The following is a 21,018-nucleotide window of genomic DNA, read 5'->3' as shown; positions in this document are numbered from 1 at the left end:
AATTGGCCCGCGGTGTCGCCCGGTGGGGCGACGATGTCACAGGCTGGCCAGGACCGCCTGTGCCCAGCCCTCGCCCATCGCGGCGCGGGTCACGGTCGCGTTGGGGACGGCGTCCAGGAGGCCGGTCATGCCGTCCGCGGACGCGCCGTTCGCGGTGATCCACAGCCGACCGACCGCCGGCGCCATGTCGAGGTCGCTGACGCTGTCGCCGATCGCGACGGCATCGGCGGGGGACAGGCCCCGGCGTTCCCGGTCCCAGGCGATCGCCGCGCCCTTCGAGATCCCCCGCGGCATCAGGTGGTAGACCCGCGGCGGGAGCGCGTCCTCGGCCAGCGTCATCCGGGACGTCGCCGGGATCGCGCCGTTGTCCTTGAGCGTCAGCCAGCCCGCATCGCGTTCGGCGAGCCAGGCGTCGACGGCGAGCGGATCCACGCGGCCCCGGAGCAGCGCATCGGTGGAGTGGGTGGTGTGCCAGGGCGCATGCCACTCCAGGCGGCCCGGGTGGTCGGCGATGAGCTGCTCCACCACGCCCAGCTCGGCCATGACCTCCACGGGCGTCCGGCCGGCGTATCGCGCGGGGAGCTCGCCGGTGAGCCGGTGCGTGCCCCGCCCGACGTCCCAGGTGATGGTCGATCCCAGCTCGGCGATCGCGCCGTCCGCGGCGAAGATCCGGGCCGCCTCCACGACCTGCTCGTACGTCCGGCCGCTGACCAGCACCAGCGGGACACCGGCGCGGTGCAGGGCCAGGAGCGCGGCGGCCGGATCGGCGGTGAGCTCCCGGTCGGCGGTGTGCCAGAACGACCCGCGCGGGCCGACCATCGTGCCGTCCAGGTCGGTGTAGACGATGCGCGCGGGGGAGGGGGGAGTCACGGCTCACATCCTTGCCACCCGCGGGGCAGCACCGGCGATTGGGTACAGTTCCGGGCGTTCCACTCATCCAGAGGGGCAGAGGGACACGGCCCGATGAAGCCCCGGCAACCGCCGTCTGCGCATGCGCAGCGGAAGGTGCCAATTCCGTCCCGCACGGCAGACGGCCCGGCGCGGGAAAGATGAGGAGGTAGTCGTCGCATGACCCTGACCGCTCCCGGATCCGCCCAGGCCGATGCCCACGCGCGTGGCCCGGTCCCGCCCTGTCCCGCCCGCGGCCTGGTGTGCCGCAACTGCGGGGCGACCTTCGGCCTGATCGCCGAGCACGCCTGTGCGGAGTGCTTCGGCCCGCTGGAGGTCGATTACGACCCCGAGCTGATGCGTGCGGTCACCCGCGAGCAGATCGAGGCCGGGCCGCAGAACATCTGGCGCTACGCCGCTCTGCTCCCGGTCGGCCAGGATCCGGCCGACCGCGTCTCCCTGGACCCCGGCCTGACCCCGCTGGTGCGCGCCGACCGGCTGGCGGCCGAGCTGCGCATCACCGGCGGGCTGTGGGTGAAGGACGACTCGGCCAACCCGACCCACTCCTTCAAGGACCGCGTCGTCAGCCTCGCCGCCACCGCGGCGAAGGGCCTGGGTTACCGCACGATCGCCGCGGCCTCCACCGGCAACCTGGCCAACTCGGTGGCCGCGCACGCCGCCCGCGTGGGCATCCCGTCCTTCGTCTTCATCCCGAGCGACCTCGAGCCCGGCAAGGTCGTGCAGTCGGCGGTCTACGGCCAGACGCTGGTCGCCGTCGACGCCTCCTACGACGACGTCAACCGGCTGACCAGCGAGCTGGCCGAGACCGACGAGTTCGAGGACACCGCTTTCGTCAACCAGAACGTCCGGCCGTACTACGCCGAGGGCTCCAAGACGGTGGGCTACGAGATCGCCGAGCAGCTCGGCTGGCGGATCCCCGCCCAGGTCGTCATCCCGATGGCCTCCGGCTCGCTGCTGACCAAGGTCGACAAGGCCTTCCGTGAGCTGACCGCGGCGGGCATCGTCGAGGCGACCGAGTGGACGATCTTCGGCGCGCAGTCGGCCGGGTGCGACCCCATCGCCACCGCCTTCGAGCAGGGGTGGGACGTCGTCAAGCCGGTGAAGCCCTTCGGCATCGCCAAGTCGCTCAACATCGGCAACCCCGCCGACGGCCCCTACGCCCTGGACGCGATCCGCCGCACGGGCGGCTCGGTCGGCCGGGTGGGTGACGACGAGATCGTGCAGGGCATTCGCGACCTGGCCCGCACCACCGGCGTCTTCGCCGAGACCGCCGGGGGCGTGACGGTCGCGGTGCTGCGTCAGCTGGTCGAGGACGGCCGCCTGGACCCGGCGAAGGAGACCGTCGTCCTCAACACCGGTGAGGGCCTCAAGACCCTCGACCCGCTGGAGCCCGTGGTGGGGCCGACGCACCGCGTCGAGCCGTCCCTGAAGTCGGTGCGTGCGGCCGGCCTCATCGGCTGAGGCTAGGCTGGCCACACCTCCCGGATCGGCGCGACCGCACAGGTCGCCTGATCCGGTGTTCACCGTGCGTGGATGTACTGCAACCAAGCAGTTCCTCATGTACCGTCTCGCGCGGTTCGAGTTCCACGTTCGTGTTCGACGGGCGGAAGAGCGAGACCCCGGTCCCCCGATCGGGAGGGGCCGTCCGCACGCACGAACGTGGGAGCACACGTGGCACAGGGCACCGTGAAGTGGTTCAACGCCGAGAAGGGTTTCGGCTTCATCGCCGTCGACGGCGGCCAGGACGTCTTCGTCCACTACTCGGCCATCCAGATGGACGGGTACAAGAGCCTGGAAGAGGGCCAGCGGGTCAACTTCGAGGTCGTCCAGGGCGCCAAGGGCCCCCAGGCGGACGGCGTCACCGCCGCCTGATCCGAGCAGCCCGCCGAGGCCCGGTTCCCCGCGAGGGGGGCCGGGCCTCCGCTGTTGCATCGTCGTCCTCCGGACGACACCGCGGCCAGGACGCGTCCCCGGCGGCCATCGAGCCGCTGCTGATGTCCCGATCGAGAGGCCTCCGGCCCCCGCAGTCGGGCCAGGCATCCACCTCGGAACATCTCCTTCCCACCCCCCGTCCTTGCACTCGCAGGGGTCGAGTGCCAGACTCATTTCTGGCACTCGGGCCACCCGAGTGCCAATCAGGTCGGAACGGTGAGGCACCGGCCAGTGGACCGAAGGAGCGTCCACGCCGCTGGTGTCGTCCGTCGCGGGCGCCGAACCCGGCCGTGCAGCGATCAAATGCATGGAGGACATCACCACATGGCCAAGATGATCGCGTTCGACGAAGAGGCGCGCCGTGGCCTCGAGCGGGGCATGAACACCCTCGCCGACGCCGTGAAGGTGACGCTGGGCCCCAAGGGCCGCAACGTCGTACTCGAGAAGAAGTGGGGCGCCCCCACCATCACCAACGATGGTGTGAGCATCGCCAAGGAGATCGAGCTCGAGGACCCGTACGAGAAGATCGGGGCCGAGCTGGTCAAGGAGGTCGCGAAGAAGACCGACGACGTCGCGGGTGACGGCACCACCACCGCCACCGTGCTCGCCCAGGCTCTCGTCCGCGAGGGTCTGCGCAACGTCGCCGCCGGCGCCAACCCGATGGCCCTCAAGAAGGGCATCGAGAAGGCCGTCGAGGCCGTCAGCGAGTACCTGCTCTCGACCGCCAAGGACGTCGAGACCAAGGAGCAGATCGCGGCCACCGCCTCGATCTCCGCTGCTGACCCCGCTATCGGCGAGCTCATCGCCGAGGCGATGGACAAGGTCGGCAAGGAAGGCGTCATCACCGTCGAGGAGAGCAACACCTTCGGCCTCGAGCTCGAGCTCACCGAGGGCATGCGCTTCGACAAGGGTCACCTGTCGGCGTACTTCGTCACCGACTCCGAGCGCATGGAGACCGTGCTCGACGACCCGTACATCCTGGTCGTCAACGGCAAGATCAGTTCCGTCAAGGACCTGCTGCCGCTGCTCGAGAAGGTCATGCAGTCGGGCAAGCCGCTCGCGATCATCGCCGAGGACGTCGAGGGCGAGGCCCTCGCGACCCTGGTGGTCAACAAGATCCGCGGCACCTTCAAGTCCGTTGCCGTCAAGGCCCCGGGCTTCGGTGACCGCCGCAAGGCCATGTTGGCCGACATCGCCATCCTCACCGGTGGCCAGGTCATCAGCGAGGAGGTCGGCCTCAAGCTCGACAGCGCCGACATCTCCCTGCTGGGCCGCGCGCGCAAGTTCGTCACCACCAAGGACGAGACGACGATCATCGAGGGTGCGGGTGACGCCGACCAGATCCAGGGTCGCGTCAACCAGATCCGCGCCGAGATCGAGAAGTCGGACTCCGACTACGACCGCGAGAAGCTGCAGGAGCGCCTGGCCAAGCTGGCCGGTGGCGTCGCCGTCATCAAGGCCGGCGCCGCGACCGAGGTCGAGCTCAAGGAGCGCAAGCACCGCATCGAGGACGCGGTGCGCAACGCCAAGGCCGCCGTCGAGGAGGGCATCGTCGCCGGTGGTGGCGTCGCCCTCGCGCAGGCCACGGCCGTCGCGTTCGACAAGCTCGAGCTCGAGGGTGACGAGGCGACCGGTGCCAACATCGTGCGCGTCGCGCTCGAGGCGCCGCTGAAGCAGATCGCGATCAACGCCGGCCTCGAGGGTGGCGTCGTCGCGGAGAAGGTCCGCAACTCCGACACCGGCTGGGGCCTCAACGCCGCCACCGGCGAGTACGTGGACCTCGTCGCCAGCGGGATCATCGACCCCGCCAAGGTGACCCGCTCGGCGCTGCAGAACGCCGCCTCCATCGCGGCGCTCTTCCTCACCACCGAGGCCGTCATCGCCGACAAGCCGGAGAAGGCCGCCCCGGCCATGCCCGGCGGCGACGGCGGCATGGGCGGCATGGACTTCTGAGTCCAGCCCTCCCGTAACACCAGCACTGCCCGGCAGGGGCGGTCCGCTTCGACGGGCCGCCCCTGTCGGCGTTCTGCTAGGCAGCCGCGTCGGCCGCGATCATGAAGTTCCGGTGGCGACGCGCCGGTCGAAGACGGCGTGTCCCCCCGCGAACTTCATGATCGTCGGGGGAGGGGTTACTCCTCCGGGGAGAAGACGCAGAACTCGTTCCCCTGGGGGTCGGCGAGGACGTCCCACTCGATGCTGTCGGCCTCGTCGCCGGCGTCGCGCGGCCGCACCATGGTCGCCCCCGCCGTCAGCAGGGCAGCGGTGTCGCCGATGACGTCGAAGTGCATCCGGTTCTTCACGATCTTCGGCTCGGGCACCGGGACGATCCACATCAGCGGGCCGGCGCCCGACGGGTCGACGATCGGCACCGGCCAGTCGAGCGGGCGGGGCTCGTCGTCCTCGGGTGTCTGCGCGTCCTCCAGCTCGTCCCGGCGGACGTAGCCCAGCGCGGCGCACCACCAGTCCGCGAGCGTCTGGTGGTCGCGGGCGTCGAGGCAGAGGTCCTTGAACCGAGCGGGTGAGTTGCGCCCTGCGGGTGCGTCAGCCATGACTGCGCAGGGTAGGCGGTTGCCCGTGACCGTGATCATCGGGACCTCGGGCTGGCAGTACCGTGACTGGCGCGGCCTGTTCTACCCGCAGAAGCTGCCGCAGCGCCTGTGGCTCGAGCACTACGCCGAGTTCTTCGCGACGGTCGAGAGCAACAATGCCTTCTACCGGTTGCCCGAGCGCGAGACGTTCGTGAAGTGGCGCGAGCGCACGCCGCCCGATTTCCGGTGGGCGGTCAAGGCCAGCCGGTTCCTCACCCACATCAAGCGACTGCGCGAACCCGAGGAACCCGTCGCCCGGCTGATGGGCCGGGCCGAGGGGCTGGAGCACCGGCTCGACACGATCCTGCTGCAGCTGCCGCCGACGTTGAAGGCCGACGCCGACCTGCTGCGCGACTGCCTGGCCCGCTTCCCCGGCGGCACGAGGGTGGCCGTCGAGCCCCGGCACGAGAGCTGGTGGACCGACGACATCCGCGCCCTGCTGGAGCGGTACGGGGCGGCCCTCTGCTGGGCCGACCGCGACGAGCAGCCCGTCGCCCCGCTCTGGCGCACCGCGGACTGGGGCTACCTGCGCTTCCACCACGGCTTCGAGGAGTGGCGGTACCGGCCGGAGACCCTGCAGCTCTGGGCGGACCGGTTGGTCCAGACCTATGGCGACGAGGACGTCCTCGTCTACTTCAACAACGACCCCGGGGGAGCGGCGACGATCGACGCGGTCCACTTCGCCGAGGCCGTGCACCGGGCCGGCGGGACCCCGACCCGTGTGCCGACCGCCGACCAGGCGCTCGGGATCGCGTGGGCCGATGGGCAGAAGACGCCCGGGGTGCCGGTTTAACCGCGTTCAGCCGAGGACGGCGGGGTCCTCGGCGTGCCGGACGCCGAGCTGCTCGGCGGCCTGCCCCAGCAGGCTCTGGACGGCGAGCGTGTCGGCCAGCGGCATGACCGCGCTCTCGGTGCGACCGGCCCGCACGCACTCGGTGACCTCGATCAGCTCGTGGGCGTACCCCGCACCCAGCGGGGCTCGCGTGATGGTCTCGGGCTCCGCGCCGGCGCGGTGCAGCACGATCGTCTCCGGGTGGTGGAAGCGGGGGAGGACGTCGATCCAGCCCGTGGTCCCGAAGACCCGGGCCTGACCGGGGAGCGCATGGCGCAGCGACGTCACGAGGTTGGCGGTGCGCCCGTCGCCGTAGTCGAGGAGCAGGGAGGCCTCCGCGTCGGCGCCGGAAGGGAACAGCGAGCCGGCCGCCACCACCCGCTCCGGGGTGCCGAGCAGCATCTGGGCGAAGGACACTACGTAGACCCCGAGGTCGAGCAGGGCGCCACCGCCGAGCGCGAGGTCGAACAGCCGATCGGCCGGGTCGTAGTCGCGGGCGACGCCGAGGTCGGCCTGCACCGATCGGACCTCGCCGATCGCGCCGTCGGCGACCAGCTCGCGCAGCGCGACGACGGCCGGCTGGAACCGCATCCACATCGCCTCCATGACGAACACCCCGGTCTCGCGCGCCAGGTCGATCACCTCCTGCGCCCCGGCGGTCGTGGCGGTGAACGCCTTCTCGACGAGCAGCGCCTTCCCGGCGCGCAGGGCGCCCAGCGCGAGCGCGTGGTGCTGGGGGTGCGGCGTGGCGACGTAGAGGACGTCGACGTCCGGGTCGGCGAGGATCTCGGCGTAGGAGCCGTGCGCCCGGTCCAGGCCGTGGCGGTCGGCGAAGGAGCGGGCCCGGTCCAGTGATCGGGAGGCGACGGCGACCGCCCGCGCGCCCTCGACGACGGCGAAGTCCTCGATGACGTTCTCGGCGATGCGGCCCGGCCCCACGACGCCCCAGCGGATCTCCTGCACGCGCGGAACGTTAGCCGGGGCGGGCAGACTGCGTTCCGTGGCCGTGCTGATCGACACCCCGGTGTGGCCGTGGCGGGGCCGCCGGTGGTCGCACCTGGTCAGCGACGTCTCCTACGAGGAGCTGCACGCCTTCGTCGCGACCGAGCTCGGCATCCCGCGCCGGGCGTTCCAGGGCGATCACTACGACGTCCCGGAGGATCTCTACGACGTGGCGGTCGCGGCGGGGGCGCAGCCGGTGGGGGCGCGCGAACTGCTCGGCCGGCTGATGGCCGCCGGGCTGCGGCTCAGGAAGCCCCGCCGCGGCGCCTGAGCAGCGTCAGCTCGGCGGTGAGGTTCGCCCGTGCGGTCCCCGTCCACGGCTGGGCCGCCTCGGTCCGGTAGAGCGCCGGCAGCGCCAGCAGGTGCTGCAGGACGGCGATCCGCCCCGTGGCGAACTCCTCGTCGGAGAGGTGGCCGTACTCCAGCCGGATCGCCGAGGCGTAGGCCGCATACGACTCCGGCGGCGCGGCCAGGACCGCGAGATCGGCGTCGCAGAGCACCGCACCGTTCGCGTCGCCCGGTGCCGGGTCGTGCCCGGCGGTGAGCAGCACGAGCCGGTCGACCTCGGCGAGCCGCTCGTCGGTCACGAGACCGCGCAGGCCCGCACCAGCTCGTTCCGCACTGATTTGCTCGTTGTCGCTGCGTTCCGGGTCGTAGACCACGTCGTGGTACCAGGCGGCCAGGCGGACGGCCTCCGGGTCGGCCGCCGCGCCCGCCAGCCGGCCGACCAGTCCGAGGACGGCCGCGAGGTGGGCGAGATCGTGATAGCGGCGGTGTGGCTCGCTCCAGGAGGCTACGAGGGCGGCCCACTCGGTCCGGGAGATCGGGGAGTCGCCGGCGAGCTCGGCCCACGCGTCGAAGCCGACCAGCCCACCGGCTCCGCGGGTCACCGGACGCCGCAGCTGCGCACGGTCAGGAGAGCGAAGGCGCGGGCCGCGGTGACCACCTCGGTCACCGGCACCTTCTCCAGGGGGCCGTGTGCCAGGTGGAGGTCGCCCGGTCCGTAGTGCAGCGTCGGGACACCGGCCGCCGCGTACAGGCGGAGGTCGCTGCCCGCGGCGATCGCCTGCTCGGGGGCCTGGCCGCCGCCCGCATCGGCGACGGCCGCGCGGACGGCCGGCAGCAGCGGGTGCCCGATGGGCAGCTGCCCGCTGGCGAACGCGCCTCCCGTCCAGGTCACCCGCACCGGGTGGGCGGCGAGCCAGGGATGCGCGGCGCAGATCACCGCGACCCGGTCCTCGAACACCTTCCGGGCGACCTCGACGGGCTCGCCGACGCGGACGCCGTACCGCCCCTCGGCCAGCAGGCGGTCGGGTACCGAGCTGGCCCAGTCGCCGGCCTGCACCCGCCCGATCGACAGGCCGTAGGGAAAGCGGGCGTCGCCGAAGCGTGGATCGGCGTCCCGCTGCCGCTCCGCCTCCAGCTCCTGCAGGCCGGCGTGGACGACGGTGAACAGCTCGACCGCGCTCACGCCGCGGTCCCGCATGGCCGCGTGCGCGGCGTGGCCCTCGATCTCCAGTCGGAAGGTGAGCGCCCCGGCGTTGGCGGTGACGACGGCCTGCGCCGTCGGCTCGGGGATCACGCAGACGTCGCCGAGGTGCCCCCGCCGCAGCGTGGCCCACGCGCCGAGGCCGCCGTCCTCCTCACCGATCACCCCGTGGAGCGCGACGGGCCGGACCAGCCGCACGCCCGCGGTCCGGACGGCGGCGAGGGCGGCGAGGGAGGCGACGACGCCGGCCTTCATGTCGCAGGCGCCGCGGCCGTGCAGGTCGCCGCCGACGATGCGGGGCACGAACGGGTCGCCGTCCCACAACCTGAGGTCCCCGGGCGGGACGACGTCGGTGTGACCGGAGAACACCAGCGCGGGCGGGCCGCTCCCGGCGGCGGGGACGGTCCCGACGACTCCCCACGCCTCGGTGCGCTCGACCTCCTGGCCCGGGGCGTCGGCGGCGGTGGCGGCCTCGGCCAGGTCGATCTGCCAGAGGTCGACGTCGCAGCCGAGTTCGTCGAGCCACCCCGCCAGCAGGTGCTGCACCTCGCTCTCGGCCGGGGTGCCCCCGATCGAGGGGACGGCGACCAAGCGGGTCAGCCGATCCACCACCCACTGCTCGTCGACGGCATCGACGACCCGGGCCTCGACGTCGGTCAGGTCAGCCATGGCCGGAGTCTGGCACGCGGTGCCCCGGCCTTCCGTCCAACACCTGGTCGGCGACGGGACGCTAACTTGGCCGCCGTGACGCAGCCCCCTCCGCCACCCGGCTGGTACGCCGACCCAGCAGGAGGTGGCGGAACGCGCTGGTGGGACGGCCAGGGCTGGACCGAGCACGTCCAGCAGGTCGCCCCACCCGCGCCGCCGGGACCGCCTGGTCCGGGATACGGCAGCGGCCCCTCGCTCTACGAGCAGCCGGTCCTCCTCGTGTCGCAGAAGACCAAGGTCATCGAGCTCACCAACGAGTACGCGGTCCTCGATGGACAGGGGCAGCAGATCGGCGCCGTCGTCCAGGTGGGGCAGAGCTCTTTGCAGAAGGCCGTCCGGCTCGTCTCCAGCCTCGACCAGTTCCTCACCCACCGGCTGGAGGTCCGCGACACTCGCGGGCCGGTGCTCGTGCTCACCCGTCCGGCCAAGGTCGTCAGGTCCCGAGTGGTGGTGCAGCGGCCCGACGGCGCCTCGGTCGGCGAGATCGTGCAGGCCAACGTCTTCGGCAGGATCCGCTTCGACCTCGTCGCCGACGGCCGGCTGGTCGGCGCCATCCAGGCCGAGAACTGGCGGGCGTGGGATTTCGCGATCGCCGACGCCGCCGGTGTCGAGGTCGCCCGCATCACGAAGAAGTGGGAGGGGCTGGCGCGGACGCTGTTCACGACCGCCGATCGCTACGTCGTCCTGGTGCACTACCGGCTGCCGGACCCGCTGGCCAGCCTGGTGATCGCCTCGGCGCTCACGGTGGACACCGCGCTGAAACAGGACGACCGCGGCTTCAACTGACATCGCGGTCCGCCGGACCGCATCGCCATGACATCGCGGTCCGCCGGACCGCATCGCCATGACATCGCGGTCCGCCGGACCGCATCGCGGCCAGGAGCCGTCCCGCCCGCCGAGGAGCCCCTGCGTCACCCCTGCGCGGACCCTCCGGGCCCACTCGGCGCGACAGGACGCGTCACGGTGAGGCGCGTAGGCTCGAAGCTGTCCGGGCCGGGTGCATCGTGCCCCCGGGTGCCATTTGGTTAACGCCTTCACGGACTACCGCCCCGACCTCGGTCGGGGGCTGGAGCCGCGTTGTGCATCTCGCCGCGAGGCGGCCGTCATCCGGTCCGGACCCCAACCTGTGTCAGCGCCCCCTCGCGGGACCGCGTTCTCATGTCCCGAGGTGCTCGACCGGTGCCGCGCGCTTAACGTGAGCCACCTCATCCCAGGTGGACGTGGGGGTAACCATGGCAGACACGGCGCGTCAAGGATCTGTGCCGGCGGTCGCGGACGAGCGCCACAAGCTACCCGTCAGGACGCTGGTCTCGGCCAGCATCGGCAACGCCGTCGAGTGGTTCGACTGGACGGTCTACGCGACGTTCCTCGTCTTCTTCGCCGGACAGTTCTTCCCGTCGGAGAACGAAGCGCTCGCCCTGATCGGGGCGTCCTCGGCCTACGCCCTGGCCTTCTTCTTCCGCCCGCTGGGTGGCATCCTGCTCGGCCGGTTCGCCGACCTGCGCGGCCGCAAGGCCGGGATGCTCCTGACCATCCTGCTGATGGCCGGCGGCTCGATGGTGATCGCCCTCCTGCCCACGTACGAGCAGGTGGGGTGGCTCGCGCCGATCCTCCTGCTGCTGGCCCGCATCGCCCAGGGCATGTCACTGGGCGGCGAGGTGTCGAACGCGTCGGCGTACCTCGGCGAGATCGCCCCGCCCGACCACCGTGGCCGCTACTCCTCGTTCTTCTACATCTCCACCGGGTCCGCGCTGCTGGCCGCGTCCCTGCTGGGCGTGCTGCTGACCAGCATCCTCAGTGAGGAGCAGCTGCAGGGCTACGGCTGGCGCATCGCGTTCTTCATCGGCGGCCTGCTGGGGTTCATCGGCATGTGGCTGCGCCGCTCGCTGGTGGAGACCGAGCAGTTCGAGGAGAACGCGGACAAGGCCCGGGCGACCAAGCACCCCCTGCTGCAGACGATCAAGCACTACCCGAAGTCCGTGGTGCAGCTGTGTGCCATCACGCTGCTGTCGACGCTGTCGTACTACACGTTCTTCAGCGCCCTCACGCCATTCGCGATCACCTTCCGGGACGCCGACAAGACCGACGTCTTCGTCGCGCTGTCCATCGGCACTGCGCTGTTCGTGGCGCTCTGCTACCCCTTCGGTGCGATGTCGGACCGCTTCGGGCGCAGACCGCAGCTGCTCGCCTGGTCGGGCGCGCTCGCGGTCCTCATCGTGCCCCTGTCGTTCCTCGTGCAGGACAACCTGTTCTCGCTGATCGTCGTCTTCTCCGTGGGGCTGGGGCTCTATGCGCTGATGGCGTCGATCGCCCCGGCGATCATGAGCGAACTGTTCCCCACGGAGCTTCGGGCCACCGGCATCGGCGCCTGGTACAACCTGACCGTCGCGTGCTTCGGGGGCACGGCACCCCTGGTTATCACGGCGCTGTCCGAGGCCGGCCACCCGCTGTGGTTCTTCTGGTACGTGGCGGCCGGGGCGGTCATCGCGTTCGTCGTCATCCTGACGACTCTGAAGGAGACCAACGGCACCGAGCTCACCTGAACCTGAGCACCGGGCCCCGAACGCGCGACAGCCCCCGTCCACGGCGGACGGGGGCTGTCGCGTGTGTGCGGGACGGGACCGTCAGTAGGTCTCGTCCGTGGTGGTGCGCTGGACCGGGCCACCGGCGGCAGGGGCGCCGTAGCCCTCGCTGTGCGTGACGCGGCGACGGGAGCGGGGGCCCCAGAGGGCGAGTTCTAGCACGATGCCGAGGGCGCCGGCGATCATCAGGATCCAGCCGACCACCTGCAGGTCGACACCGCTGACGTCGACGCGCAGGGCGAAGGTCAGGATCGCGCCCAGCGCGAGCAGGACGATGGCAGTTCCGAGCCGCATTGCGAACTCCCTTCCTCACGGCTCACGCGCGGGCACGCAGAACCGACGGCGATCGCCGCGGGCCGACCGGTGCCCCCGACGTCGCAGGTGAACCGCCTCAGCGGGCCGATGTCCCCCGAAGGGGTGGGTCTGAGGCCCCTTAGGCGCCGGCGGGCCGCAGAACGGCGTGGTCGCCCGATGCCGGGCCGGACCCCTCAGCACGAACGTTGCCGTCGTCCACCAGGGACGACGAGAGGGAACGACCATGACGCTCCACTACAGCAACCCGGCTCTCGACGCCGAGCTCGCGTACCGGCGAGAGCTGCTGATGGCGGCCGGCCGCGGGAGCCGCACCAGGCGCGGCGCGTGGTTCCGCAACCGCCGGCGACCGCGCTGACCGGCTCTGTCGGGTGAGAACCGGCTCGGTCCTGTCGGAGGCCCGTGCCACGATCGACCCCGTGCCACGCTGGGACGACGCGCCGCTGGTGGGACGAGCCGCCGAGCTCGCCCATCTACTCGGGCACCTCGACCGGGCGGCATCCGGGCGGACGAGCGGCGTCCTGCTCGCCGGTGATGCCGGTGTCGGCAAGACACGGCTGCTCGACGAGCTCACCGCCCGCGCGGCCCAGCGAGGGGTTCGGGTGCTGGTCGGTCACTGCGTCGACCTGGGCGACGTCGGGCTGCCCTACCTGCCGTTCGTGGACCTCTTCCGCCCGGTGGCGGCCGACCCCGAGCTCGCTCCCGCCGCGGCGGCGAACCCGGTCCTCGCCGCGCTGTTCGCGGGGCGGCCGGTGTCGTTCCCGGTGCAGCCGGCGGCCGAGGCGCGTGACCTCAGTAGCCCGCTCCCGCACCGCGCGGCGCCTCAGCCGGTCGAGGACGGCCGGCTCCAGCTGTTCGAGTCCGTGGCCGGGCTCATCTGCGAGCTGGCGTCCCACGGACCGCTGCTGATCGTGCTGGAGGACGTGCACTGGGCCGATCGGTCCAGCCGCGACCTGCTCCGCTACCTGCTGGCTCGGCTCTCCGACGAGCCGGTAGCGGTGGTCGCCTCCTACCGCGCCGACGACCTGCACCGCCGCCACCCGCTGCGGCCCCTGCTGGCCGAGCTGGTGCGGTTGCCGGGCGTGGAGCGACTCGAGCTCAGCCCGCTGCCTGATGCCGAGGTCGGTGCGCTGGTGCGCCGCCTGGCGGCCGCGGCCGGGTCGCTGTCCGAGTCCGCGATCGAGGACGTCGTCGCCCGAGCCGAGGGCAACGCCTTCTACGCCGAGGAGCTGCTGGCGGCGGGTCTGCACGGCGAGGCGCTGCCCATGGCCCTGACCGACGTCCTGCTCGCCCGGGTGGAGCAGCGCTCGCCGGCGGCGCAGCAGGTGCTCCGCGTCGCCGCCGTTGCCGGGCGCCGGGTGCGTCACGAGTTGGTGGCCGCCGTGGGCGGACTCAGCGACGGCGACCTGGAGACGGCGCTCGCCGAGGCGGTGCACCACCACCTCCTGGTGGTCTCGGACGACGGTCGCTACCGGTTCCGGCACGCGCTGCTGCGCGAAGCGGTGCTGGCCGACCTGCTGCCGGGGGAGCGGGTGCGGCTGCACGCGGCGATCGCGGCCTACCTGGCCCGTGTCCCGGGCGCCGGGACGGCGGCCGAACGGGCGCACCACGCCCGCGAGAGCAACGACCTGCCGGGCGCCTTCAGCGCGTCCCTGGAGGCGGCGGCCGCGGCCGGCGGCGTCGGCGCCCCCGCCGAGCAGCTGCAGCACCTCGAGGCCGCGCTCGCGCTGTGGTCGGCGGTGCCCGATGCCGAGGAGCGTGCCGGTCGGGGCCAGGTGGCCCTGCTGCTGGAGACCGCGGCCACCGCGCGCACCGTGGGGGCGCCGTACCGCGCCGTCGCTCTCCTGCGCTCGGCCCTGGAGGTGCTCGGGCCGGATGCCGATCCGGAGACCCGGGCCCGGGTGCACTACACGCTGGCGCAGGCGATGGTGCGGGTCGAGGACGACGCCGGGGCTTACCGCGAGAGCGCGGCGGCGATGGCGCTCGTGCCGGCGCAGCCGCCGTCGAAGGTGCGCACGTGGGCGGCGGCGACCCATGCGCGGATGAGCTACTCGGTCGGCCGGAACGACGAGGCCGACGCGGCGGCCGAGGAGGCGCTCGCGGCGGCCGATGCCCTGGGCTTCGACGGAGCCTGGGCCGACATCGCCGTCACCCAGGTGCGGGCACGTCCCGGCGCCGACCCCGCAGAGGTGCGCGCCCGTCTCGACGAGGCGCTGATCCGGGCCCGCCGGTCCGGCAATGTCGAGGTCGAGATGCGGGTGTTGTACAACCTCGCCACCGTCCCCTTCGAGGCGGGCCGGATCGGCGAGGCGCTCGGCTGGACCCGGCGGGGCACGCGGCGCGCCCGCGACCTCGGCGTCGAGTGGTCGTACTACCCCGCCGAACTGCGGCACCTGCACGTGACGGCGCTGTACATGGCCGGCGACTGGGACGGGAGCCTGGCCGAGGCCGACGTGCTGGCCCGGGTGCCGGAGATGTCGGCGCACGTGCGTGCCGACGGGCTGCTGGTGCTGGTCGGCCGCGGCGACCCGTCCGCCCGCGAGCGGATCGACTGGGCCCGGAGCCTGATCCCGCGGCTCAGCGCGCACATCCTGCTCGACCTCGTCACGGCCGGCTCCGAGATCGACCTCGCCGCCTGGGAGGGCGAGCCGCAGAAGGCGGTCGACGTGGCGCTGGCGGCCTACCGGCGGCTGCGGCAGGAGTGGGACGACGACCACCTCGGCGTGCTGCGGCTGGCCGGTACCGCGCTGGCTCCGGTCGGCGACGCTGCCGCGGCCGCGCGCCGGGACCGCGACGCCGAGAGCACCGAGCGCTGGGTGCGGGCGGGGGAGCAGCTGGTCGAGGCGGCGCGTTCGGCGGTCGAGATCTACCGCGGGACCTACGGCGACACCATGGGCGTCGAGGCCATCGCCTGGCTGGCCCGGGTGGAGGCCGAGGGGGCCCGGGTCCGTGGCGAGGCGGCTCCGGAGCTGTGGCGCGCGGCGGTCGAGGCATTCGGCTTCGGGCACGTCTACGAGGAGGCGCGCTCGCGGTGGCGGCTGGCGGAGGCGCTGCTGGCCACTGGTGATCGGGTGGAGGCCGCGGAGGAGGCAGGGCTGGCGCACGAGGTGGCGGTCCGGCTGGGTGCTGCCCCGCTGCGGACCGCCGTCGAAGGGCTGATCCGGCGCGGCCGGCTGGACGTCGGGGGAGTGCGGGCGGCCGAGATTTCCGCCGTCATGACGCCGCGCGAGGCCGAGGTGCTCCGGCTGCTCGCCCAGGGACGGACCAACCGGCAGATCGGGGCCGAGCTCTACATCAGCGAGAAGACGGCGAGCGTGCACGTCAGCAACATCCTGGCGAAGCTCGGCGCGAACGGCCGCACCGAAGCGGTCGCCATCGCCGCCCAGCGCGGCCTCCTCACCTGACGGCCGAAGTGGCCGCTCTGGCCGCTGTCAGAGCATGGTGCGGAGGCGTTCCCGGCGGGCGCGGAGGACGTCGACCGAGGCGGATGCCGACGGCGGGCCGGGCACCGACTGTCGCAGCTGGGTGTGCACCACGGCCTGCGGCTGCGAGGTCCGGGCCGCGACCCGGTTGACCAGGCGGTTGATCTCCCGGCGCAGCTCGGCGGCGTCGCGCCACGAGCGGCCGGCGTCGTCCTCGTCCGGGTGGTCCTCGACGAGCATGAAGTCACCGTCGTCGGCCCGGTGGCTCTGTGCGATCCGCAGCCGGAGCTCGTCGTCCCGCTTGGCCAGCAGCTCCGCTGTCTGGGCCGGGGTGAGCAGGCCGGGGATGCCGAGGAACTCCTCGTCCTCGGCGTCCACGACGACCGTCGGGCCGGAGCCCTCGCCGGTGTGCGCCGTGCCGCTGTGCAGGACGTGGGCGAAGCGGGCGTCGGCCTCCAGCGCCTCCCACTGCTTCAGGCCGTCGGGGTCCTTCTCCTTGGGCGGCAGCGGCTCCAGGTCCAGCTCGTCGCCCTGCACCGTCTTCGGCGGGGGCATGACGTGGTTGCGCTGCTCCTCCATCGACGCCGCCAGCGACAGCAGCGGGCGCACCGCGGGGAGGAACACCGTCGCCGACTCGTGCGGCGCCCGGGAGCGCACCACGCGGCCGACCGCCTGGGCGAAGAACAGCGGTGTCCGGTAGGAGGTCATCCAGGCCAGGACGGCGGCCCGGGGCACGTCGACGCCCTCGGAGATCATCCGCACGCAGACCGCGATCCGCGCCGACCCGGTGGCGAAGCGCTCGATCTTCTTCGACGCCTTGGGGTCGTCGGACAGGATCAGCTCGGCCGCCTTGCCGGTCACCCGGCGCACGATCTTGGCGTAGGCGCGGGCGTCGTCCTGGTCGCTGGCGAGGATCAACCCGGCGGCGTCGGGCATGCCGCTCTCCCGCAGGTGGGTGATCCGGTCGTCCATCGCGGCGATCACGTGCGGCACCCACTGGCCCTTGGGGTCCAGCGCAGTCCGCCAGGCCTGCATCTCCACCGACTTCGTGCCGGCCTCCGACAGCGAGGCTGCGACGACCTCACCCGCGGAGTTTCGCCAACGCGACGTGCCGGTGTAGGCGGCGAAGACGACGGGTCGGACGACGTTGTCGGCCAGCGCCTCCTTGTAGCCGTAGGTGTAGTCGGCGCGGCTGACCAGCCCGATGCCGCCCTCGCCGTCGTCGCCCTCGAAGCTGTCCTCCTCGTAGCGGACGAAGGGGATGCGCTCGTCCGGCTTGGTCCGGAACGGCGTCCCGGTCAGGCACAACCGGCGGGCGGCGAAGCCGTAGGCCTCCTCCACCGCCTCGCCCCAGGAGAGGCCGTCACCGGCGTGGTGCACCTCGTCGAGGATGACCAGCGTCTTGACGGCGGTGGCGCGGGCGGCGTGCAGCATCGGCTTGCCGGCGACCTGCGCGTAGGTGGTCACATAGCCCTGGGTGCCTGCACGCACCGGGCCGACGGCGTTGGTGAGGCCCGGGTCCAGCACGATGCCCATCGCATCGGCGGCATCGGCCCACTGCAGGCGCAGGTGGTCGGTCGGGCAGACGACGATCACGCGGGCGACCTCGCGCCGGGAGAGCAGCCGCGCCGCCAGCGTCAGGGCGAAGGTCGTCTTGCCTGCGCCGGGGGTCGCGGTGACCAGGAAATCCTTCGGCGACTGCTCCTCGTAGCGCTGGAGAGCGGCCTGCTGCCACGCTCGGAGCGGTCGGCTGGTCGTCTGCGGGCTCAGGGCCTCCGCTCGCAATGCACTCCCCATGACGGGGTCCATCTTCACTGGCGGAGAGGCAACACGCCCAACCGGTCGCCTCCCGCGCGCCCCGGCCATCGCGACGTATAGGAGCCGCCGGCAAGCCGCTGACCGGCGGAAATGCAAGTCAAGAGGTAGGACGTGTGGTGTTCCTCATGCCGTGAGGGACCGGCACGTCACGCCTCGCCGGTCCCGGCGTCCCCACGTGCCTCCCGATGCCCGCGGCGGGCGGTGACGGAGGGGTCAGCGCGGATCCGGGGAGCGTGTGCGCTGAGGCCCCGTTCCAGGGCTCGGAACGGGGCCTCAGCGCACTTCGTCGGAGGGCACGGCGTCAGTCGGCGGGCTCGTCCACCCAGTCGGGGCCGTTGACCTCGCCCGGACCGGCCAGGTCCGCGGCGTCGACGATCGTGTACGCGTAGCCCTGCTCGGCGAGGAACCGCTGCCGGTGGGCGGCGTACTCGCTGTCGAGGGTGTCGCGGCTGACCACCGTGTAGAAGTGCGCCTGCCGGCCGTCGGCCTTGGGGCGCAGCACCCGCCCGAGGCGCTGGGCCTCCTCCTGCCGCGAACCGAAGGTCCCCGACACCTGGACGGCGACGGCGGCCTCCGGCAGGTCGATGGAGAAGTTTGCGACCTTGGAGACGACGAGCGTCTTGATCTCCCCGGCGCGGAAGGCGTCGAAGAGCTTCTCCCGCTCGCGGTTGGTCGTCGAGCCCTGGATCACCGGGGCGTCGAGCGCGGTGCCGAGCTCCTCGAGTTGGTCGAGGTAGGCGCCGATGACCAGCTTCTGCTCGTCGGGGTGCCGGTCGAGCACCCGCCGGATCACCGGCAGTTTCGACTGCGCCGTCGCCGCGATCCGGTAGCGCTCCTCGGGCTCGGCGACGGCGTAGGTCATGCGCTCCTCGTCGTCGAGCGAGACCCGCACCTCGATGCACTCGGCCGGTGCGATGTAGCCCTGGGCCTCGATGTCCCGCCACGGGGCGTCGTAGCGCTTGGGCCCGATGAGCGAGAAGACGTCGTCCTCGCGCCCGTCCTCGCGCACCAGCGTGGCGGTGAGGCCGAGGCGGCGGCGGGACTGCAGATCGGCGGTCAGCCGGAAGATCGGGGCCGGCAGCAGGTGCACCTCGTCGTAGACGATCAGGCCCCAGTCCTGGGCGTCGAAGAGGTCCAGATGCCGGTACTCGCCCTTCCGGCGGGTGGTGATCACCTGGTAGGTCGCGATGGTGACCGGGCGGATCTCCTTGCGCTCGCCCGAGTACTCGCCGATCTCCTCTTCGGTCAGCGACGTGCGCGCGATCAGCTCGCGCTTCCACTGCCGGCCGGCGACGGTGTTGGTCACCAGGATCAGCGTCGTGGCCTTCGCCTCGGCCATCGCCGCCGCGCCGACCAACGTCTTGCCGGCGCCACAGGGCAGGACGACGACGCCGGAACCGCCGGCCCAGAAGCCTTCGACGGCCTCCTGCTGGTAGTCGCGCAGGTGCCAGCCGGACTGATCCAGGTCGATCGGATGGGCCTGGCCGTCGACGTAGCCGGCGAGGTCCTCGGCCGGCCAGCCGACCTTCAGCAGCGCCTGCTTGAGCCGACCGCGCTCCGACGGGTGCACGACGATCGTGTCGTCGTCGATGCGGGCGCCGAGCATGGGCGCCACCCGCTTCGACCGGACGACCTCCTCCAGAACGGCCTTGTCGGAGCTGGTGAGCACCAGCCCGTGCACCGGGTTGTTGGCCAGGGTGAGCCGGCCGAACCGGTCCATCGTGTCGGCGACGTCGACCAGCAGCGCATGCGGCACCGGGTAGCGGGAGAAGCGCACCAGCGCGTCCACGACCTGCTCCGCGTCGTGCCCGGCGGCACGGGCGTTCCACAGCGCGAGGGGCGTCACCCGGTAGGTGTGCATGTGCTCGGGGGAGCGCTCGAGCTCCGCGAACGGGGCGATCGCCGCCCGGCACTCGCGGGCCAGCGGATGGTCGACCTCGAGGAGCAGGGTCTTGTCCGACTGGACGATCAGGGGGCCGTCACTCACTGGTGGCTGAGTCCATTTCCTCGGCGGGTCGGGGAGCGGCCACGGGTGGGGACCGGGTGGCCATCCCAAGGTAACCGTGCACACCGACGAGGACTTCCCGCTCGACGAGGCGTCGAGGCCGTCGGTGGTCAGACCCAGTCGCGGCGCAGCGGTGGCGGAGCCCCGCCGGGCCGCTGGACGAGGACCTGGTTGACGCCCAGCGCCCCCATCTCGAAGGACAGGGCGGAGGCGGCCATGTAGAGCCGCCACACCCGGGCCCGTCCCGCTCCACCGAGGCGGACCGCCTCGTCCCAGCTCTCCTCCAGGCGGTTGACCCAGGCCCGCAGGGTCAGCGCGTAGTGCCGGCGCAGGGCCTCCACGTCCAGGACCTCGAGGCCGGCCCCCTCCAGCACGCCGACCGTCTCCGCGAGGCTGACCAGTTCTCCGTCCGGAAAGACGTACCGGGAGATGAAGGTGTCGGGGTCCCGGGTCGCCGTCCACCCGTGCCCGGCGATGGCGTGGTTGAGCAGCCGGCCGCCGGGGACGAGCAGGTCGCGCAGGTGGCCGGCGTACGTCGGCAGCAGGGCCCGGCCGACGTGCTCGGCCATGCCCACGGAGCTGATCGCGTCGAAGGGTCCGTCGTCGACCTCGCGGTAGTCCTGGACCCGGATGTCGACGCGGTCGGGAAGTCCCGCCTCCGCCACGCGCCTGCGCGCCAGCGCCGCCTGCCGGACGGAGAGGGTGATCCCGACGACCTCAGCTCCGTAGCGCTGCGCCGCGTGCAGGGCCAGGCTGCCCCAGCCGCATCCGACGTCGAGCAGCCGCGCGCCGGGCCGCAGCGCCAGCTTGCGGCACACGAGATCGAGCTTGGCCTCCTGGGCGGCGTCGAGCCCGGTCTTCTCGTCGTCCCAGACGGCGCAGGAGTAGACCATCGTGGGGCCCAGGACCAGGCGGTAGAAGTCGTCATCGAGGTCGTAGTGGTGGGACACGGCCGCGGCGTCGCGCCGCCGGCTGTGCCGCAGGCCGTGCCGGGTCCCGCGAACCTCTTCGGGTGGCGGAGCCGGGGCGGGGCCGAGGACCCGGAGGGTGGCGGCCGTGCGCAGGAGGGCCAGCCGGTCGGCGCGGGACAGCCGGGGCGGGGACCTGTCGGGTCCCAGCCGGGCAGCCTCGCCCACCGCACCGAGTACGGCGTAGAGGTCGCCCTCCACATCGATCTCGCCGGCGACGTAGGCCCGCCCCAGGCCCAGCTGACCGGGGGCCCACACGATCCGGCGCAGCGCCCGGCGGGAGCGGATGACGACGACCGGGGCATCGCCGGGGCCCCAGACGGAGCCGTCCCAGGCGCGCAGCCGCACCGGCAGCTCGGGAATCCCCAGCACGGTCGCCAGGGCGGCCGCCAGCTGTTCGGCCACGCTCTTCCGCTCGGTCATGCGGACCCACCTGTGCTCGGTCGACCGG

At 72.6% G+C, this 21,018-nt stretch carries 18 protein-coding genes and 1 riboswitch; of the genes, 9 read left to right on the top strand and 9 right to left on the bottom strand.

What is annotated here, in order from left to right; translation table 11 throughout:
• Positions 1 to 36 precede the first annotated feature (36 nt).
• A complete protein-coding gene (locus CHB94_RS20880; protein ID WP_254920818.1) occupies positions 37 to 870 on the bottom strand; it encodes an HAD family phosphatase in 834 nt (277 codons plus the stop codon).
• A 60-nt stretch (positions 871 to 930) separates the two neighbouring features.
• A riboswitch (SAM riboswitch) is annotated at positions 931 to 1,056 on the top strand.
• 12 nt (positions 1,057 to 1,068) lie between these two features.
• Between CHB94_RS20880 and thrC the strand changes: the two genes are divergently transcribed.
• The 3 genes from thrC (at position 1,069) to groL (ending at position 4,794) form a co-directional block, all read left to right on the top strand.
• Entirely contained in the window at positions 1,069 to 2,370 is a 1,302-nt protein-coding gene (gene thrC, locus CHB94_RS20875) for a threonine synthase (protein ID WP_217899416.1), read from the top strand.
• 210 nt (positions 2,371 to 2,580) lie between these two features.
• Positions 2,581 to 2,781 carry a cold-shock protein gene (locus tag CHB94_RS20870; protein WP_029337676.1) on the top strand — a complete coding sequence of 67 codons (201 nt, stop codon included), beginning with the start codon at positions 2,581 to 2,583 and terminating at the stop codon, positions 2,779 to 2,781.
• 384 nt (positions 2,782 to 3,165) lie between these two features.
• Complete coding sequence (gene groL / locus CHB94_RS20865) at positions 3,166 to 4,794, top strand: chaperonin GroEL (protein WP_089338474.1); 1,629 nt, start codon at positions 3,166 to 3,168, stop codon at positions 4,792 to 4,794.
• A 176-nt stretch (positions 4,795 to 4,970) separates the two neighbouring features.
• Here groL and CHB94_RS20860 read toward each other — a convergent pair whose 3' ends face one another.
• Entirely contained in the window at positions 4,971 to 5,390 is a 420-nt protein-coding gene (locus tag CHB94_RS20860; RefSeq protein WP_089338473.1) for a VOC family protein, read from the bottom strand.
• Positions 5,391 to 5,415: 25 nt separating this feature from the next.
• On the opposite strand from CHB94_RS20860, the gene CHB94_RS20855 reads away from it, so the two are divergent.
• On the top strand, positions 5,416 to 6,222 hold the full coding sequence (locus CHB94_RS20855; RefSeq protein WP_089338472.1) for a DUF72 domain-containing protein: 807 nt from the start codon (positions 5,416 to 5,418) through the stop codon (positions 6,220 to 6,222).
• 6 nt (positions 6,223 to 6,228) lie between these two features.
• Here CHB94_RS20855 and CHB94_RS20850 read toward each other — a convergent pair whose 3' ends face one another.
• Positions 6,229 to 7,224 carry a Gfo/Idh/MocA family protein gene (locus tag CHB94_RS20850; RefSeq protein WP_089338471.1) on the bottom strand — a complete coding sequence of 332 codons (996 nt, stop codon included), beginning with the start codon at positions 7,222 to 7,224 and terminating at the stop codon, positions 6,229 to 6,231.
• 37 nt (positions 7,225 to 7,261) lie between these two features.
• On the opposite strand from CHB94_RS20850, the gene CHB94_RS20845 reads away from it, so the two are divergent.
• Positions 7,262 to 7,534, top strand: a complete 273-nt coding sequence (locus tag CHB94_RS20845; RefSeq protein ID WP_089338470.1) for a DUF4031 domain-containing protein — start codon at positions 7,262 to 7,264, stop codon at positions 7,532 to 7,534.
• Here the strand turns inward: CHB94_RS20845 and CHB94_RS20840 are convergent.
• Positions 7,509 to 8,153, bottom strand: a complete 645-nt coding sequence (locus CHB94_RS20840; protein WP_254920817.1) for an HD domain-containing protein — start codon at positions 8,151 to 8,153, stop codon at positions 7,509 to 7,511. The genes CHB94_RS20845 and CHB94_RS20840 overlap by 26 nt on opposite strands.
• Positions 8,150 to 9,421: an ArgE/DapE family deacylase gene (locus CHB94_RS20835; protein ID WP_089338469.1), complete on the bottom strand. Its 1,272-nt coding sequence runs from the start codon at positions 9,419 to 9,421 to the stop codon at positions 8,150 to 8,152. The genes CHB94_RS20840 and CHB94_RS20835 overlap by 4 nt, the downstream gene beginning before the upstream one ends.
• 75 nt (positions 9,422 to 9,496) lie before the next feature.
• Here CHB94_RS20835 and CHB94_RS20830 point away from each other — a divergent pair, with 75 nt between their 5' ends.
• The gene (locus CHB94_RS20830) at positions 9,497 to 10,246 is read left to right on the top strand and encodes a phospholipid scramblase-related protein (protein WP_089338489.1); all 750 of its coding nucleotides are present in this window, start codon (positions 9,497 to 9,499) and stop codon (positions 10,244 to 10,246) included.
• 473 nt (positions 10,247 to 10,719) lie between these two features.
• Positions 10,720 to 12,003, top strand: coding sequence for an MFS transporter (locus CHB94_RS20825; protein WP_254920816.1), 1,284 nt, complete (start codon positions 10,720 to 10,722; stop codon positions 12,001 to 12,003).
• 81 nt (positions 12,004 to 12,084) lie between these two features.
• On the opposite strand, the gene CHB94_RS20820 is transcribed toward CHB94_RS20825, so the two are convergent.
• On the bottom strand, positions 12,085 to 12,336 hold the full coding sequence (locus tag CHB94_RS20820) for a DUF6458 family protein (RefSeq protein ID WP_089338467.1): 252 nt from the start codon (positions 12,334 to 12,336) through the stop codon (positions 12,085 to 12,087).
• A gap of 244 nt (positions 12,337 to 12,580) precedes the next feature.
• On the opposite strand from CHB94_RS20820, the gene CHB94_RS26375 reads away from it, so the two are divergent.
• Positions 12,581 to 12,712 (top strand): hypothetical protein, encoded by a 132-nt coding sequence (locus CHB94_RS26375; RefSeq protein WP_254920815.1) that lies wholly within the window; start codon positions 12,581 to 12,583, stop codon positions 12,710 to 12,712.
• 61 nt (positions 12,713 to 12,773) lie between these two features.
• A complete protein-coding gene (locus CHB94_RS26615; protein WP_089338488.1) occupies positions 12,774 to 15,758 on the top strand; it encodes a helix-turn-helix transcriptional regulator in 2,985 nt (994 codons plus the stop codon).
• A 27-nt stretch (positions 15,759 to 15,785) separates the two neighbouring features.
• Here the strand turns inward: CHB94_RS26615 and CHB94_RS20810 are convergent, their stop codons facing one another.
• The 3 genes from CHB94_RS20810 to CHB94_RS20800 form a co-directional block, all read right to left on the bottom strand.
• On the bottom strand, positions 15,786 to 17,573 hold the full coding sequence (locus CHB94_RS20810) for a DEAD/DEAH box helicase (protein WP_089338487.1): 1,788 nt from the start codon (positions 17,571 to 17,573) through the stop codon (positions 15,786 to 15,788).
• A 322-nt stretch (positions 17,574 to 17,895) separates the two neighbouring features.
• Positions 17,896 to 19,581 carry a DNA repair helicase XPB gene (locus CHB94_RS20805; protein WP_089338466.1) on the bottom strand — a complete coding sequence of 562 codons (1,686 nt, stop codon included), beginning with the start codon at positions 19,579 to 19,581 and terminating at the stop codon, positions 17,896 to 17,898.
• Positions 19,582 to 19,709: 128 nt separating this feature from the next.
• Positions 19,710 to 20,990, bottom strand: coding sequence for a class I SAM-dependent methyltransferase (locus CHB94_RS20800; RefSeq protein WP_089338465.1), 1,281 nt, complete (start codon positions 20,988 to 20,990; stop codon positions 19,710 to 19,712).
• Positions 20,991 to 21,018 lie beyond the last annotated feature (28 nt).

The organism is Blastococcus mobilis (assembly GCF_900188025.1).
Classification (GTDB): domain Bacteria; phylum Actinomycetota; class Actinomycetes; order Mycobacteriales; family Geodermatophilaceae; genus Blastococcus_B; species Blastococcus_B mobilis.
The sequence above is the reverse complement of the archived record's forward strand: the minus strand, read 5'-3'. Positions and strand labels throughout refer to the sequence as shown.